This window comes from Bradyrhizobium sp. RDI18 (assembly GCF_043203335.1).
Lineage (GTDB): Bacteria > Pseudomonadota > Alphaproteobacteria > Rhizobiales > Xanthobacteraceae > Bradyrhizobium > Bradyrhizobium retamae.
This window is the reverse complement of record NZ_JBICRN010000006.1, coordinates 960281-975393: the sequence shown is the minus strand read 5'-3', so window position 1 is coordinate 975393 and position 15113 is coordinate 960281. Positions and strand designations below refer to the sequence as shown.

General features: G+C 61.4%; 12 protein-coding genes and 2 pseudogenes. 11 read left to right on the top strand and 3 right to left on the bottom strand.

Translation table 11 applies throughout. The annotated features are described in order from the left end of the window. Positions 1-16 precede the first annotated feature (16 nt). Complete coding sequence (locus ACFXS9_RS05710) at positions 17-346, bottom strand: hypothetical protein (protein WP_392685974.1); 330 nt, start codon at positions 344-346, stop codon at positions 17-19. A 690-nt stretch (positions 347-1036) separates the two neighbouring features. Here ACFXS9_RS05710 and ACFXS9_RS05705 point away from each other — a divergent pair. Then, positions 1037-2023 carry a Bug family tripartite tricarboxylate transporter substrate binding protein gene (locus ACFXS9_RS05705; protein ID WP_392685971.1) on the top strand — a complete coding sequence of 329 codons (987 nt, stop codon included), beginning with the start codon at positions 1037-1039 and terminating at the stop codon, positions 2021-2023. A 5-nt stretch (positions 2024-2028) separates the two neighbouring features. Here the strand turns inward: ACFXS9_RS05705 and ACFXS9_RS05700 are convergent, their stop codons facing one another. Continuing rightward, on the bottom strand, positions 2029-2679 hold the full coding sequence (locus tag ACFXS9_RS05700) for a class II aldolase/adducin family protein (RefSeq protein ID WP_392685968.1): 651 nt from the start codon (positions 2677-2679) through the stop codon (positions 2029-2031). Between the two features lie 91 nt (positions 2680-2770). Here ACFXS9_RS05700 and ACFXS9_RS05695 point away from each other — a divergent pair, with 91 nt between their 5' ends. The 10 genes and pseudogenes from ACFXS9_RS05695 to ACFXS9_RS05650 all read left to right on the top strand — a co-directional run bounded on the left by ACFXS9_RS05695 (position 2771) and on the right by ACFXS9_RS05650 (position 14234). Next, a complete protein-coding gene (locus ACFXS9_RS05695) occupies positions 2771-3646 on the top strand; it encodes an S-methyl-5'-thioadenosine phosphorylase (RefSeq protein ID WP_392685965.1) in 876 nt (291 codons plus the stop codon). Between the two features lie 41 nt (positions 3647-3687). Further along, positions 3688-4791, top strand: a complete 1104-nt coding sequence (mtnA, locus tag ACFXS9_RS05690) for an S-methyl-5-thioribose-1-phosphate isomerase (protein ID WP_392685962.1) — start codon at positions 3688-3690, stop codon at positions 4789-4791. A gap of 60 nt (positions 4792-4851) precedes the next feature. Then, on the top strand, positions 4852-5394 hold the full coding sequence (locus tag ACFXS9_RS05685; RefSeq protein WP_392685960.1) for a tripartite tricarboxylate transporter TctB family protein: 543 nt from the start codon (positions 4852-4854) through the stop codon (positions 5392-5394). A gap of 36 nt (positions 5395-5430) precedes the next feature. Further along, entirely contained in the window at positions 5431-6942 is a 1512-nt protein-coding gene (locus ACFXS9_RS05680; protein ID WP_392685957.1) for a tripartite tricarboxylate transporter permease, read from the top strand. A 988-nt stretch (positions 6943-7930) separates the two neighbouring features. Further along, positions 7931-10201 (top strand): Ig-like domain-containing protein, encoded by a 2271-nt coding sequence (locus ACFXS9_RS05675; protein WP_392685955.1) that lies wholly within the window; start codon positions 7931-7933, stop codon positions 10199-10201. Next, positions 10194-10928, top strand: a complete 735-nt coding sequence (locus ACFXS9_RS05670) for an Ig-like domain-containing protein (protein WP_392685952.1) — start codon at positions 10194-10196, stop codon at positions 10926-10928. The genes ACFXS9_RS05675 and ACFXS9_RS05670 overlap by 8 nt, the downstream gene beginning before the upstream one ends. A 272-nt stretch (positions 10929-11200) precedes the next feature. Further along, positions 11201-11473 (top strand): annotated as a pseudogene (locus ACFXS9_RS05665) (tripartite tricarboxylate transporter permease); the annotation flags it as partial. A 228-nt stretch (positions 11474-11701) separates the two neighbouring features. Continuing rightward, positions 11702-13617, top strand: a pseudogene (locus tag ACFXS9_RS05660) (SDR family NAD(P)-dependent oxidoreductase). A gap of 48 nt (positions 13618-13665) precedes the next feature. Then, positions 13666-13968: a hypothetical protein gene (locus ACFXS9_RS05655; RefSeq protein WP_392685949.1), complete on the top strand. Its 303-nt coding sequence runs from the start codon at positions 13666-13668 to the stop codon at positions 13966-13968. Positions 13969-13991: 23 nt separating this feature from the next. After that, positions 13992-14234, top strand: coding sequence for a hypothetical protein (locus ACFXS9_RS05650; protein ID WP_392685946.1), 243 nt, complete (start codon positions 13992-13994; stop codon positions 14232-14234). A 211-nt stretch (positions 14235-14445) separates the two neighbouring features. Here ACFXS9_RS05650 and ACFXS9_RS05645 read toward each other — a convergent pair whose 3' ends face one another. Beyond that, positions 14446-15105, bottom strand: coding sequence for a hypothetical protein (locus tag ACFXS9_RS05645; RefSeq protein ID WP_392685943.1), 660 nt, complete (start codon positions 15103-15105; stop codon positions 14446-14448). Positions 15106-15113 lie beyond the last annotated feature (8 nt).

Genomic DNA, 15113 nt, shown 5'->3' with positions numbered 1-15113 from the left:
CGTTCGGAACCGCCCATTATGGCCTGGCGGCCTTTTTGGCCAATTCCATACCGAGGTCGAGCGCCGCGATACCTATTCTGTCTGAGGGCGTGGTGAGGCAACGCTGATCCATCCACGCGATGATCGCATCGAAGTCGCCGCCACCCACCATGTCCCGCTCGCCGCTGATGTTAAGGCCGCTGATAAATCCAACCAGCCAGGATTCAAAGCTTCCTTTGACGACCGCATTCTTCTTGCGGTTGGTCCAAGCCGTGCAGGTTTGAGAGCCCGCACCAATTATGGAGGAGCCGGCGTCCGCGGTGGTGGCAAGACAAGCCAGGAGAAAACCAATCGCGAACGCTTTCATGCTTTTTTTCGCCGACCATCATTCGTCGGATCGTAGCTTAGCAGGGCGGCTACTTCTTGAGGCAAAGACCGACGGCCGGACCGGTGCCGCACTTGGAGCCATCGGGGCTCCGCCGGACGGACAGAACACCGACACTAGGTTTTCATTTGTATCGCAGCCGACCTCGCCGCTGGCCTGAACGGATCTGATGGAAGTGCCAGCCGGTCCGGGATCGCCTTTCGGACCGGGCACACCCTGCGGTCCCTGTGGCCCTTGGGGACCCTGTTGCCCTTGAGGGCCGGGCACGCCTTGCAAGCCCTGTACGCCCTGCGGCCCGGCCGGTCCCTGTGGGCCGGTATCCCCTTTCGGTCCCGGATCCCGTCCGCACCCCGCCAGGGTCAGCGCCGCACCCATGAGGGCAGCCATCAAAATCCTACGCATTCAGTCTCTCCTCCCGATGTTTTTTGTAGCGTGCATTAAACGGGCCCATTCGCCGCCGCACAACGGAAAAGCGGCGAGATTGAATTCGGCTGTTCGTAGTAGCCGCGGCCCTCCTGCTGGAAGGATTTGCACCTGATGCGAAAGTCATGATGCGAAAGTCATGGGCGGCACATTGCGGTGCAGCTTGAACTCTGATCGGTTCGCTCGCAAGATGTGGCAACCAGACAGATCTGATTTTCCAGGTCTTGCAAATACATAGGGAAGAAACCCGTGGGACAGATCCTCAAAGCCGCGGCCGCCTTGACGGCCCTGATCGCAACCACCCCTGCGTTTGCCGCTTGGGAGCCGACCAAGCCGGTTGAAATCGTGGTCGCAGCCGGCGCAGGCGGCGCCTCCGACCAGATGGCGCGGATGATGCAGGCGGCGGTCCAAAAGAACAACCTGATGAAGCAGCCGATGGTTGTGTCACTCAAGGGCGGGGCGTCCGGCGCCGAGGCGCTGATGTACATGAAATCCAGCGAAGGCGATCCCAACAAGGTGCTGGTCGCCTATTCCCTGATCTATATGCTGCCGCTGTCGGCCAAGATCCCGTTCAACTGGCGTGACCTGACGCCGGTGTCGGTGGTCGCGCTCGACCAGTTCGTGCTGTGGGATAATGCCGACGGCCCCAAGACGGTGAAGGATTTTATCGCGGCCGCCAAGGCGGCGAGCTCGCCGTTCAAGATGGGCGGCACCGGCTCCAAGCGCGAGGACCATGTATTGACGGTTTTCATGGAGCAGAAGACCGGCGCGAAGTTCTCCTATCTGCCCTACAAGTCCGGCGGCGAGGCGGCGACCCAGCTCGTCGGCAAGCACACCGAAGCCAATGTCAATAACCCGTCTGAAAACCTCGAAGTCTGGCGCGCCGGACAGGTCCGCGCGCTGTGCGTGTTCGACAAGGAGCGCATTTCCTACAAAACCAAGGTCACGGAGACGCAATCCTGGAACGACGTCCCGACCTGCAAGGAGGAAGGGCTCGACGTGCAGTACCTGATGCTGCGCGCGATGTTCCTGCCCGGCAAGGTGACGCCGGAGCAGCAGGCGTTCTATGTCGACCTTTTCCAGAAGGTGACGCAGACGGCGGAATACAAGGACTACATGGAGAAGCAGGCGCTCAAGCCGATCTTCCTCACCGGCAAGGACATGCTGAAATTCCTCGAAGAGGACGACAAGCTGAATGCCTCGCTGATGAAGGAAGCGGGCTTCGTCGCGAAGTAACGCGCTTACTCCTCCGCGTGGCCGTATCCGGCCATGCGGAGGCGGACTTTTTCGATTTCGGCACTTGACAGCAATGGCGGCGTGCCGATCTGCAGGCAGCCGTGATATTGCCGCGCCAGCGTTTCGACCTCGACCGCAAGCCACATCGCCTTCGACAGCGACGGCCCGATCGCGATCATACCGTGATGTTCGAGCAGGCAGGCCAGCCGTCCCTCCAGCGCGCGGACGGCGTGTTCGGAGAGCTCCTGGGTGCCGAAAGTCGCATACGGCGCGCAGCGGATGGTGTCGCCACCAGCGACGGCCACCATGTAGTGCACCGGCGGAATCTCCATGCCCATGATCGCCAGCATGGTCGAGTAGGGCGGATGGGCGTGGACGATCGCCTGCACCTCCGGGCGGGCCTTGAGGATGTCGCGGTGAAACCGCCACTCGCTCGAAGGGCGCTGGGCGGGATCGTGGTTGCCGTCGAGGTGCATGTAGACGATCTGCTCGGGCTTCATCGCCTCGTAGGGCGTGCTGGTCGGGGTGATCAGCATGCCATCGCCATGGCGCAGGCTGATATTGCCCGACGTCCCCTGGTTGATGCCGAGCGCATTCATGCGCAGGCAGGCATCGATGATGGATTGACGTTTTTCCCGGTCGTTCCTGGTCGGCATTTTGAGGCCTCTTGCAACCGTGCGACAATGCTTGATTATTGCGGCGCAGTATAGTCGAACATCTTCCGTGTAATCGTAAGTGGGAGAAGTCATGACGCGTGCCGTGCTTGGCATTATCGGCGGATCCGGCATCTACGACCTGCCGGGGCTGGAGGATGTCCGCGAGGAAACCATCAACAGCCCGTGGGGCGAGCCGTCTGCGCCGCTGATGCGCGGCATCATCGCCGGGCTGCCGGTCGCGTTCCTGCCGCGCCATGGCAAGGGGCATGTGCTCGCGCCCTCCGACATCAACTACCGCGCCAATATCGACGTGCTGAAACGGGCAGGGGTCACCGACCTGGTTTCGCTGTCGGCCTGCGGCTCCTTCAAGGAGGAACTGCCGCCCGGCACGTTTGTGCTGGTCGATCAGTTCGTCGACCGCACCTACCGCCGTGAAAGCTCGTTCTTCGGCAAGGGTTGCGTCGCCCATGTCTCGATGGCCCATCCGGTGTCGCCGCGGCTGCATGTGCATCTGGCGGCAGCGGCCGAGGCCGAGGGGATCGCGGCGGTGCGGGGCGGCACCTATGTCTGCATGGAAGGGCCGCAGTTCTCCAGTCTCGCGGAGAGCCAGACTTACAAGGCGCAGGGTCATTCGGTGATTGGCATGACCAACATGCCCGAGGCAAAACTCGCCCGCGAGGCCGAGATCTGTTACGCCAGCGTGGCGATGGTCACCGATTACGATTGCTGGCATCCTCATCATGAGGCGGTCACCGTGCAAGATATCATTCGCGTGCTGAACTCGAATGCCGGCAAGGCCAAGGCGCTGGTTGCGCGGCTCGCCCGGGATTTTCCGCGCGAGCATGAGCCGTGCCCGATCGGCTCGGACAAGGCGCTGGACACCGCCCTGATCACGGCGCCGGAAGCGCGCGATGCAGAATTGCTCGCTAAGCTCGATGCGGTGGCTGGGAGGGTGCTACGGTCGTGAGGATGTCTTCCAGCGGGCGCACGACGCGAAGGGCGTAGGACATGAAGGTCGATGGCCGGCATTTTCGCAGCATTTGGCTTGAGGACGACGGCTGGACGGTCGGTGCGATCGACCAGCGGCGATTGCCGCATGAATTCGTGGTGGCGCGTATCGCGAGCGCCGCGGATGCGACCGAGGCGATCCGCTCGATGCTGGTGCGCGGCGCGCCGCTGATCGGCGCGACTGCGGCTTACGGCATGGCGCTCGCCATGCGCACGGATGCTTCCGATGCGGCGCTCGATCGTGCCTATGCCAGGCTGCTGGCGGCACGGCCGACGGCAATCAACCTGAAATGGGCGCTCGACGAGATGGCGCGCTTGCTTCGGCCGCTGCCGGCGTCGGAACGCATCACGGCGGCCTACCAGCGCGCCGTCGAAATCGCCGATGAGGACGTCGCGATCAACCAGGGGATCGGCCGGCATGGCCTGGCGCTGATCGAGCAGATCGCGGCAACGAAGCAGCCGGGCGAGCCGATCAACATCCTGACCCATTGCAATGCCGGCTGGCTCGCGACGGTGGACTGGGGAACGGCCACGGCGCCGATCTACCTCGCCCATGATAGCGGCCTGAAGGTCCATGTCTGGGTCGACGAGACCCGGCCGCGTAACCAGGGCGCTTCGCTGACTGCCTGGGAACTCGGGCACCACGGCGTGCCGCATACGGTGATCGCCGACAACACCGGCGGCCATCTGATGCAGCATCACATGGTCGATCTCGCGATCGTCGGGACCGACCGGGTGACGGCCAGTGGCGATGTCTGCAACAAGATCGGCACCTATCTGAAGGCGCTCGCCGCGCATGACAACGGCGTGCCATTCTATGTTGCACTGCCGTCGCCCACCATCGACTTCAGCATCGACGATGGCATCAGGCAGATCCCGATCGAGCAGCGCAGCACCGAGGAGGTGGCGACCATGACCGGCCGCACCACCGACGGGCGCGTCGAGACCGTGCGCGTGGTTCCCGACGGCTCGCCGGTTGCCAATTACGCCTTCGACGTCACGCCGGCGCGGCTGGTGACGGGCTTGATCACCGAACGCGGCCTGCTGCGGCCCGATCGTGCTGCACTTGCGAGCGCATTCCCGGAGCGCAGCGCCGGACATTGACGCCGGCGACGTCGGCACGTATCCCCGTTTAGGACTGTCGTACCGGGGGTCACCGTCTCCATGTCCAATACCGACATCGAAATCGTCGTCGAGGATCCGACCGCGCCGGAGGCGGACTCGCCTCAGATGGTGAGCGTTCGGGCGGTCGACGTGGTCGTCTGCCTTCTGCTTCTCGCGCTTGCGCTGACGCTCGGGTACGATAACTGGCGAACGGGCGCGGGCTGGGAATCCACCGGTCCGCAGCCCGGCTATTTTCCGTTCTACCTGTCGATCATCCTCGGTGGCGCCAGCCTCTACGGCCTGGTTGCGGCGTTCCTGTCGCGCCGGGAAGCCTCCGAATCCTTCGTGACGCAAGCGCAGCTTCGCCGCGTGATGGCGGTGTTCGTGCCGACGGTTCTGTTCTGCCTCGCCACGCAATTCCTCGGGCTCTATGTCGCAAGCTTCCTTTTGATCTCCTGCTTCATGCGGCTGGTCGGCAAGATCGCATTGTGGAAGTCGCTGCTCACCGCCTTCGTGTTCACCGCTGCGATGTTCGTGACCTTCGACGTCGCCTTCGACGTCATCATGCCAAAGGGCCCGCTCGAAGCGGCGCTCGGCCGCTAACCGGTCGGTGGGACACACGCCATGGAAGCCCCGTAAATGGAAGCTTTGGGCCTCTTGATGCACGGCTTCGCCGTGCTGCTGACCTGGAAGACGCTTCTCCTGATGATGACCGGGCTGGTGCTCGGCATCTTTGTCGGCGTGCTGCCTGGCCTCGGCGGTCCGAACGGCGTGGCGATCCTGCTGCCGCTGACGTTTACGATGGACCCGACATCGGCGATCGTGATGCTGTCCTGCATCTACTGGGGGGCGCTTTTCGGCGGCGCCATCACCTCGATCCTGTTCAACATCCCCGGTGAGGCCTGGTCGGTCGCGACCACCTTCGACGGCTACCCGATGGCGCAGCAGGGCAGGGCGGCGGAAGCGCTCACCGCAGCCTTCACTTCGTCGTTCATCGGCTCGCTGGTCGCGGTGATGCTGATCACGTTCCTGGCGCCGATGATCTCGTCGTTCGCGCTGAGATCTGGGCCACCCGAATTCTTCGCGGTTTATCTGCTCACCTTCTGCTCCTTTGTCGGGCTCGGCCGCGAGGCCAAGCACAAGACCGTCATTTCGATGTCGCTCGGTCTCTTGCTCGCGGGCATCGGCATGGACACCGTGTCCGGCCAGTTGCGCATGACCTTCGATTCGGCGGAGCTGCTGCGCGGCGTCAACTTCCTGGTCGCGGTGATCGGCCTGTTCGGCATCAGCGAGATCCTGCTGACGATGGAGGAGCGCCTGGCGCTGCGCGGCCACGCCGCCGGCATCTCCTTGCGCGTGGTGCTGTCGGTCTGGAAGGACCTGCCGAAATACTGGGTGACGCTGTTCCGCTCGTCCTTCATCGGTTGCTGGCTCGGCATTACGCCAGGCGGCGCGATTGCCGCGTCCTTCATGGGCTACAACCTCGCCAAGCGCTTTTCCAAGGACCGGGACAGCTTTGGCAAGGGCCGCATCGAGGGCGTGTTCGCGCCGGAGACCGCGGCGCACGCCTCCGGCACGGCGGCGCTGCTGCCGATGCTCGCGCTCGGCATCCCGGGCTCGGGCACCGCGGCGATCCTGCTCGGCGGCTTGATGGTGTGGGGGCTCAATCCCGGGCCGCTGCTGTTCGTCGAGCACAAGGATTTCGTCTGGGGCCTGATTGCGTCGATGTATCTCGGCAACGTCGTCGGCCTCGTGCTGGTGCTGACGACGGTGCCGATCTTCGCATCCGTCCTGCGCGTGCCGTTCGCCGCCGTTGCACCGATGATCGTGGTGTCCTGCGCGATCGGTGCCTACGCGATCCAGAACGCGATCTTCGACATCTGGCTGATGCTGGGCTTCGGCGTCGTCGGCTACGTCTTCAAGAAGATCGGCATTCCGCTCGCTCCGTTCACGCTGGCGCTGGTGCTCGGCAACCGCGCCGAGGATGCGTTCCGCCTGTCGATGATCGGCGCCGGCGGCGATTTGAAGGTGTTCTGGTCGAACGGCCTGGTCGGCTCGATCACGACACTGGCGATCGTGTTGCTGTTCTGGCCCGTCATCGACAAGGCGTTCGGCAGCGTCACGCGCATGGTGCGGCCGGCGAAGGCGTAGCCGTTTTTGTAACAGTCGCAGAACACGACCTTTCGAATTTCTCGGCAAGGTTTGGCCGAGGTTCGCACAGTGCTTCTTACTCTAAACAGCAGGGGGAGCAGGAAACGTGCAGAGTTGTTGCCGAGGGGCAGAGGACGATGTTGGCGGCATCACCAGAACCTCACTTGACGGCAAATATTCCAATAACAGGTTGAGCAACAAGCGCGCGATTCCAGGATTGCTTATTAGATCTCTCGAAGGCTCAACTCGTTGAGGTTGCGTAGCAATTACAACTATATCGCGCGATTTAAATCACTCGCGCCATCGGGAATATATTATTTAAAATAAGAAAGATGTTGAAAGCGATATTTAATGTGGTGCGGTTATCGTGCGGCTCGTTGCTGGAAGCCGATCTGCAGATTTCCGTCGAGTGTAGCCTGATTGCAACAACGTAAAAAATACGGCGGGATCAGCCATTTAGTGGAGCACGTCGAGGTATGCTCCTCTAACTTGGGCAATGGCCTTAGCCAAGCCCCGATATGGTCTAAAAAAGCCTCTGCCAATCGGCCAAGACGAATTCCTTGGCGCTGCGCAAGCAAAGTCGCACTTGGGTATCGTCTCCCGGAGTTTACGGAGGAAGGGCTTCTTGAAGCTTCCCTCTACCCTGCATGCGGGGACCGAAGAAATATAGATGTCGCGTTTCAGTTGCCACCGCAATGTTCGGTACGTGCCAGGATCAAATTACATCGAACCTACCGGGAGAAAACTAGATGGTAGCCATCCCTCTAACTGGAACCCCGTTGTTAAGCGGAGCTACGAGTTCGAGTTCGGTCACGCTTAGAGATGGCGGGACGCTGTCCTACAAGAGCATTACGGATACTGGCTCCACGGCGTCCGTTGTCGGCCTTGGCTCGTCAGCCTCGGCCATTACCAGCCTAAATCACGTAGCCATGCATCTGTCGCGCGCCGTGAGTCAACATCCTACCGCCGTGCAAAAGGGGAGATTCACATGACTGGTATCGTTGATCCTGCCCGTTTCGGCATGCCGGACGCGACGACTGCTGGCGTAAAGGCTGGCGTGACGCTCACCCCCTACACGGGGCCGATGAACATCACGAGGGACGGCACCATTATCGAGAACATGGTCATTAACGGCCAACTTACCATCGACGCTGCGAACGTAACGATCCGTAACTGCATCATCCAGAGTAATGGTTGGTGGGGCATCGAGGGCGAGGACGCGCCCAACCTTCGGGTTGAGTACTGCGATATCATCGGAGGCAACTTAACCAACTCGGGCATTCTCGGCTCCGGAACGTTTGTCGGCAACGACATTCGGCATGTCTCGATTGGCATCCAATTAACGGACGGCGCGAGCACCGTCAGCGGCAACTATATCCACGACTTGTTTTACGGCAGCGCCGATCCGCACTACGACGGCGTCACCCTCCTGGGCCGCCAAAACCATGTGGTGGTCGAGCACAATACGATTTCCGTACCCAGTAACGGCGGCACGGCCGCCGTCTTTATCAAGAACGACTTTGGCCCCATCAACGATGTCATCGTCAGAGACAACCTGATGCTCGGTGACCCGTCGTTCACGATGTACACGGATGCCTCAACATCGAACGGTGCCATCACCAATGTTCTGATCGAGAACAACTACCTCGACCGGGGGTACTACGGCTATATCTCGGTCACGAACTCGAGCCCGACCATTCGCAACAATGTCCAATGGAACAACAACACCGACCCGACGCCTTACCCAACCTCGGCGCCGCCCCCGCCTTCGACGCCCACCGCGCCTTCCGCACCGACGATCGCGTCGTTCTCGAACGACACCGGCGTGGCCGGCGATGGCATCACCAGCGACAATACGCTCCAGCTCAAGGGCACGGCGGCCGCCAATAGCACCATCAAGATCTACGACGGCTCGACCCAGATCGGTACCGCGACCGCCAGTTCGACGGGAAGCTGGGATTACATCACCTCGGTCCTGAGCAACGCGAAACATGTGCTGACCGCGACTGCGACCAATTCAAGCGGCCAGACCAGTGCCGCGTCTGCTGCGGTGACCATGACGGTGGATACGGTAGCGCCGACTGCCCCGGTCCTGAGCAGCAACTCCATCGTCAATGCCAACCAGGTCAAGCTGTCCGGGACCGCCGAGGCCAACAGCAAGGTCACGATCTACGATGGGAACACGGTGGTCGGAACGGGAACGACGAACTCGAGCGGGGCTTGGAGCGTCACGACGAATGGATTGTCGACCGGCACCCACGCGCTCACGGCGAAGGCTGCAGACGTGGCCGGCAATATGAGCGGCGCGTCGCAGTCAATCACAAGCGTTATTAGTGCAACATCGCCAAGTCCTACGACACCCGTGGCAGTCGAGACGAATGGTAATACGAGCCTGACCATCATTGGAAGCAACTATGCTTTCAACCCGGTCGGTGGTGGTACAGGGCCCCTGCTGAAGAACGGTTCAGTGGTTACCGCAGGGCAATACGGCTCTTGGACATTCGTCGGAGCTGAGAAGACGGCCAACGGGTACCAGGTCGCCCTGCATTTGCCCAACTCGGATCAATACACGGTCTGGAACACCGACATTAACGGCAATGTCGTTTCAAATGCAACCGGAGGGTTTGTGTCGGGGGCCAGCAATGCGCTGCGATCGCTGGAGCCGAGCTTCCAGCAGGATCTGAATGGCGATGGGACCATCGGCATTGCCAACACGGTGATCGAGACGAATGGTAATACGGGCCTGACCATGGCTGGAAGCAACTATGCTTTCAACCCGGTCGGTGGTGGCACCGGGCCCCTGCTGAAGAACGGTTCAGTGGTCACTGCAGGGCAATACGGATCCTGGACGTTCATCGGAGCTGAGAAGACAGCCAACGGGTACCAGGTTGCCCTGCATCTGCCCAACTCGGATCAATACACGGTCTGGAACACCGACATCAACGGCAATGTCGTTTCAAATGCAACCGGAGGGTTTGTATCTGGGACCAGCAATGCGCTGCGATTGCTGGAACCGAGCTTCCAGCAGGACCTGAATCGCGACGGAACCATCGGTGCTGCCCACGCGGTGATCGAGACGAATGGTAATACGAGCCTGACCATGGTTGGAAGTAACTATGCACTGAACCCGGCCGGTGGCGGCACCGGGCCCCTGCTGAAGTACGGTTCAGTGATCACGGCAGGGCAATACGGCGCATGGACATTCATCGGAGCGGAAAAAGACAGCCGGCGGGTACCAAGTTGCCCTGCATTTGGCTAACTCGGATCAATACACGGTCTGGAACACCGACATTAACGGCAATGTCGTTTCAAATGCAACCGGAGGGTTTGTGTCTGGGACGAGCAATGCGCTGCGATCGCTGGAGCCGAGCTTCCATCAGGACCTGAATGGGGATGGTGCGATTGGCGCTTCCAGTGCGGGTGCGCCGATTTCGTCTGTCGCTTTGAGCACCATGTACAAGAACTGGAGCGATATCGTCACGATCAAAGGCGTCGCCGATGCCAACAGTCAGATCAAGCTGTACGACGGCAACACGTCGATTGGAAAAGTTACTGCGGCAGCCGATGGTACCTGGTCGTTCCAGACATCGTCGGCCGTGTCCGATACGGTTCACACCTATACTGCCAAGCAGATCGATAGTACCGGCCAGGTCGTTGGTACTTCGGGCAGCGCGATTCTTGGCTCGACAGCCAGCAATACGCTGAAGAGCACCTCGGGTAATGACATCTTGGTTGGCGGCGGTCAGTCCGATACTTTCGTGTTTGCCGCAAATTTCGGCCGCGATGTCATTAAGGATTTCGCGGCGAGCGGAACTGTGCAAGACACGATCCAGTTCAGCAAGACAGTATTCGACAGTTTTGCGAGCGTTCTCTCGCACGCGAGCCAAGTTGGTCAGGATATCGTCATTTCCACCGGAAGCGATACACTCACGCTGAAGAACACCAAACTGGGTGCGCTCAATAGTCACGACTTCCACTTCGCGTGAGCTGGGGGAAAAGGGAGTTGGTATCAAATCACTTCCGTAAGGGCATGGGGCAGGTGCCATAACTGATTTCCGACGGTCGGGGGAAATCCCCACCGAGAAATTGAACAGATCGAGGTCTCGAGTTGGTGTGTTTATCGCCGTCTTAGGAACTCCGGCGGAACCTGCGCGATCGTGGTTGCGCATTTCAGACCTGAACGGGTGGGCGGAGCGTTCTATCGAAGCCATTCGGCGGCGCTGTTTTTTTATGAGCTTCGTCCAGCCAACGACAGCAACAGAACGCGATCTTCGATATCTGGCTGCAGGGCTTTGGCGTCGTCGCTTACGTCTTCAAAAAGATCGGCATTCCGTTCACGCTGGCGCTCGGCAACCGCGCCGAGGATGCGTTCCGCCTGTCGATGATCGGCGCCGGCGGCGATTTGAAGGTGTTCTGGTCGAACGGCCTGGTCGGCTCGATCACGACGCTGGCGATCGTGTTGCTGTTCTGGCCCGTCATCGACAAGGCGCTCGGCAGCGTCACGCGCATGTCGCGGCAGGCGAAGGCGTAGCGGCGCGGATAAACATCCGCTTTCGCTCTTCGAGCTACGGCGGACAAGTCATCCCTTCTCTCGCAATTGCGGTTGGACTGGCGGCATGGTGCTGCAGGCCAGATCCCCGCGAGGCTGTGGAACCTTCCAGATTGTCCCGCCATGATCGCTGGCTTGCACGCGGCAGATAAGATATCAGCGGGCGCGGGGGCCTGAGATCCCCATCGTATCCGCCAGCCGGCCATTGGAATGACGCCTCTTTCGCAACTGACCCGTCGCAATTACCTGATCGCAACGCATGATGGGTTGGCGACGGCGCTTGCGCTGCTCGCAAGCTTCTACCTGCGCTTCGACGGTGGCGAGGCCTTCTATGCCCGCCTGCCGCTGCTGCTGAAGATCTTACCGCTGTTCGTCGCCTTCAGCATCGTTATCAGCTACGTCTTCAATCTGACGACGACGAAATGGCGTTTCATTTCGCTCCCCGATGCACTGAACATCCTGCGCGTGGCGACCCTTCTGGCGGTAACGCTCGTCGTGTTGGACTATGCCTTCATTTTCGCCGCATCGAACGGCAAGACGCCGGTGCTGTTCGGCCGTGTCACCATCGTTCTCTACTGGTTTCTGCAGGTGTTCGCGCTGAGCTCGCTCCGCTTCGGATATCGCTATTTCCGGTACACCCGGGTTCGCCGCCATGCTCAGACCGAAGGCGCGTCGGCGACGCTGTTGATCGGCCGCGCCGCCGACGCCGAGGTGCTGTTGCGCGCGATCGAGAGCGGCGCAGTCAAGCAGCTTTGGCCGGTTGGCGTGCTGTCGCCGTCGGCCGCGGACCGCGGGCAGTCGATCCGCAACGTGCCGGTGCTGGGCGGGATCGACGACGTCGAGGACGTGGTCCGCGATTATGCCGGACGGGGAAAGCCGATCTCGCGGGTCGTCATGACGCCGTCGGCGTTCGAACCCGAGGCGCACCCCGAGGCGGTTCTGATGCGGGCCAAACGGCTCGGGCTGTTCGTCAGCCGCCTGCCGTCGCTCGAAGGCGGCGACGTGCCGAGGCTGACCAATGTCGCCGTCGAAGACCTTTGCTGCGGCCAAGCGAGAAGATCGACTACGCACGGCTTGAAGCGCTGGTGAAGGGCAAATCGGTGATCGTCACCGGCGGCGGCGGCTCGATCGGTTCGGAGATATGCGACCGCGTCGCGACCTTTGGCGCTGCGCGGCTGTTGGTGATCGAGCACTCGGAACCGGCGCTTTATGCGGTAACGGAAGCGCTGACGGCACGCGCGGCCAATGCCGCCATCGAAGGCCGGATCGCCGACATCCGCGATCGCGACCGGATCATGGGCCTGATGAAGGAATTCAAGCCCGATATCGTGTTCCATGCCGCAGCGCTGAAGCACGTGCCGATCCTCGAGCGCGATTGGAGCGAGGGCGTCAAGACCAACATCTTCGGTTCGGTCAACGTCGCCGACGCCGCGCAGGCGGCGGGCGCCGAAGCCATGGTGATGATCTCGACCGACAAGGCGATCGAGCCGGTCTCGATGCTGGGACTGACCAAGCGCTTCGCCGAAATGTATTGCCAGGCGTTCGACCACGACCTGATGATCCAGTCGGAGGGCAAGCCGCACATGAGGCTGATCTCGGTGCGGTTCGGCAACGTGCTGGCCTCGAACGGATCGGTGGTGCCGAAGTTCAAGGCGCAGATCGAGGCCGGCGGTCCTGTCACGGTGACCCATCCGGACATGGTCCGGTACTTCATGACGATCCGCGAAGCCTGCGACCTTGTGCTGACCGCAGCCACGCACGCGCTGACGCCGGCGCGGCCCGATGTCTCCGTCTATGTTCTCAACATGGGACAGCCGGTCAAGATCGTGGAGCTTGCAGAGCGGATGATCCGCCTGTCCGGCCTCGAACCGGGCGTCGACATCGAGGTGGTGTTCACCGGCATGCGGCCGGGCGAGCGGCTGAACGAGATCCTGTTCGCCACGGAGGAGCCGCCGGTCGAGATCGGGGTCGCCGGCATCATGGCGGCGAAGCCGAATGAGCCGCCGATGCAGACCTTGCGAAAATGGCTTGCGGCGCTGGAGGATGCAATCGCGCGGGATGACCGCTCCACCATCCGCGCGGTGCTCAAGGATGCCGTGCCGGAATTCGGATCGAACGCCGCCTGATTTTGCTGCCTCGCCCGGTCGGTCCCCCCGCTGTTGCAATATCGTGGAATGACAAGCGACAAGATCCGCTACATTCCGAACTGGGCGACGCTTGCGCCGGGCGTTCGCGCGGTTGCGCCTGATAATCCCTTTCGCCGTCCGCTTTCGCCCGTTTCGTTGTCGGTCTATCCGGGCCGGGGGATGGGATTCGATCAACTAAATCACATGCAGTCTGAAGCGAAACTTCCGAATGTCATGCTGGTCGACCTCATCGAGGACGAACAGTTAGAGATGCTTCTTTCGGCCGCAGACGTCTGGATCATTCCTTACCGCAAGAGCGGAGCCGGCGTATCGGTACCAAGCCGGTTCTAAAATCTGCTGTCGATCGCCGCCCGGTGATCCTCATTTCCGAAACCGACGCCGAGGCGGCGCTGACGGTGACCGAACATGACATCGGCTGGGTCGTCGAGCCCGGTAACACCAACGAACTGGTGAAGATAGTCAGTGGCGCAGCCAAATCCGTGGACCCGCAGCGGGCCGAACGTGCGACAGAAGTCTCCAAACGCTTCGATTTTGCCGCGGCCATGGTCAGTTATTGCGACCTGATCCGCGAGCTCGTCCAGAAAAAGCCTAGTTAAGGCGCGGAAAACCCATGGATATATCCATGTTTTCGCGAGGCGGATGAAGGAGAAAGTTAGCCGCACCATCTCCGAACACGAGGTAGGTTAGCAATTTACAATTACAACGAGATCAGCATGCGGAGTACGTGGCGAAAATTGATTCCCAGTTCGCGAGGTGGTCGCGCTCCAGATGTAGGCCACTTGCACGCGTCGATGCACAGTAATTTCCTCAAGCCGGCAGAAGCCTTTTCGGCAAGCTGAACGCGAGCCGGTAGAGCGGCAGGCTGTCGATTGCACCGTGATCCTCGCCCGGAAGCGTCTTGCGGAGATGATGAAGGGCGTTGCGGACGGCGGCCTCGTCCAGTCCCTCGATTAGTAGAAGGGCGGCGAAGGAGCCGTCGTTGCTTCGCATGCCTTTCTCACGGGTCTTGATTGAGGTTTGCGCTATGTCGGTGCGCAGTACCCGCGCGGCGATGATGCGGTCGAGGCGAGCGAGCTCGGCGACAAGCGTGGCGGCATCCCAGGATGCCGCGGTGTCGAGGCGCAGGGGCGCGACGATGCCGCCCTGGCCAGTGCCGGCAGACGCCGCGACACGGCCGCCGCCGCGGGCGAACTTGCCGAGCCGCGGCATGATGCGTTGCGACCATGGCGTCGGCGCGTTCAGCCGCGCCAGATAGTCCGGCCCGCCGACGACGCGCTCGTCCTCGAGTTCGTAGAGGATAAAGTAGCGGTTCACCGACGCGCCCAGCGCGCGGAAGATGCGGCAGGCCAGGAAACCATTGATGCCGACGCGCTCGGCAGCGTGTTCGCGCGTGATCCAGTGCGCCCAGTCGGTTTCGTCCTGTGGTGCAAGATCGCTCCAGATCGCGAGATAGCCGGATCCCTGCATGTCGGGCT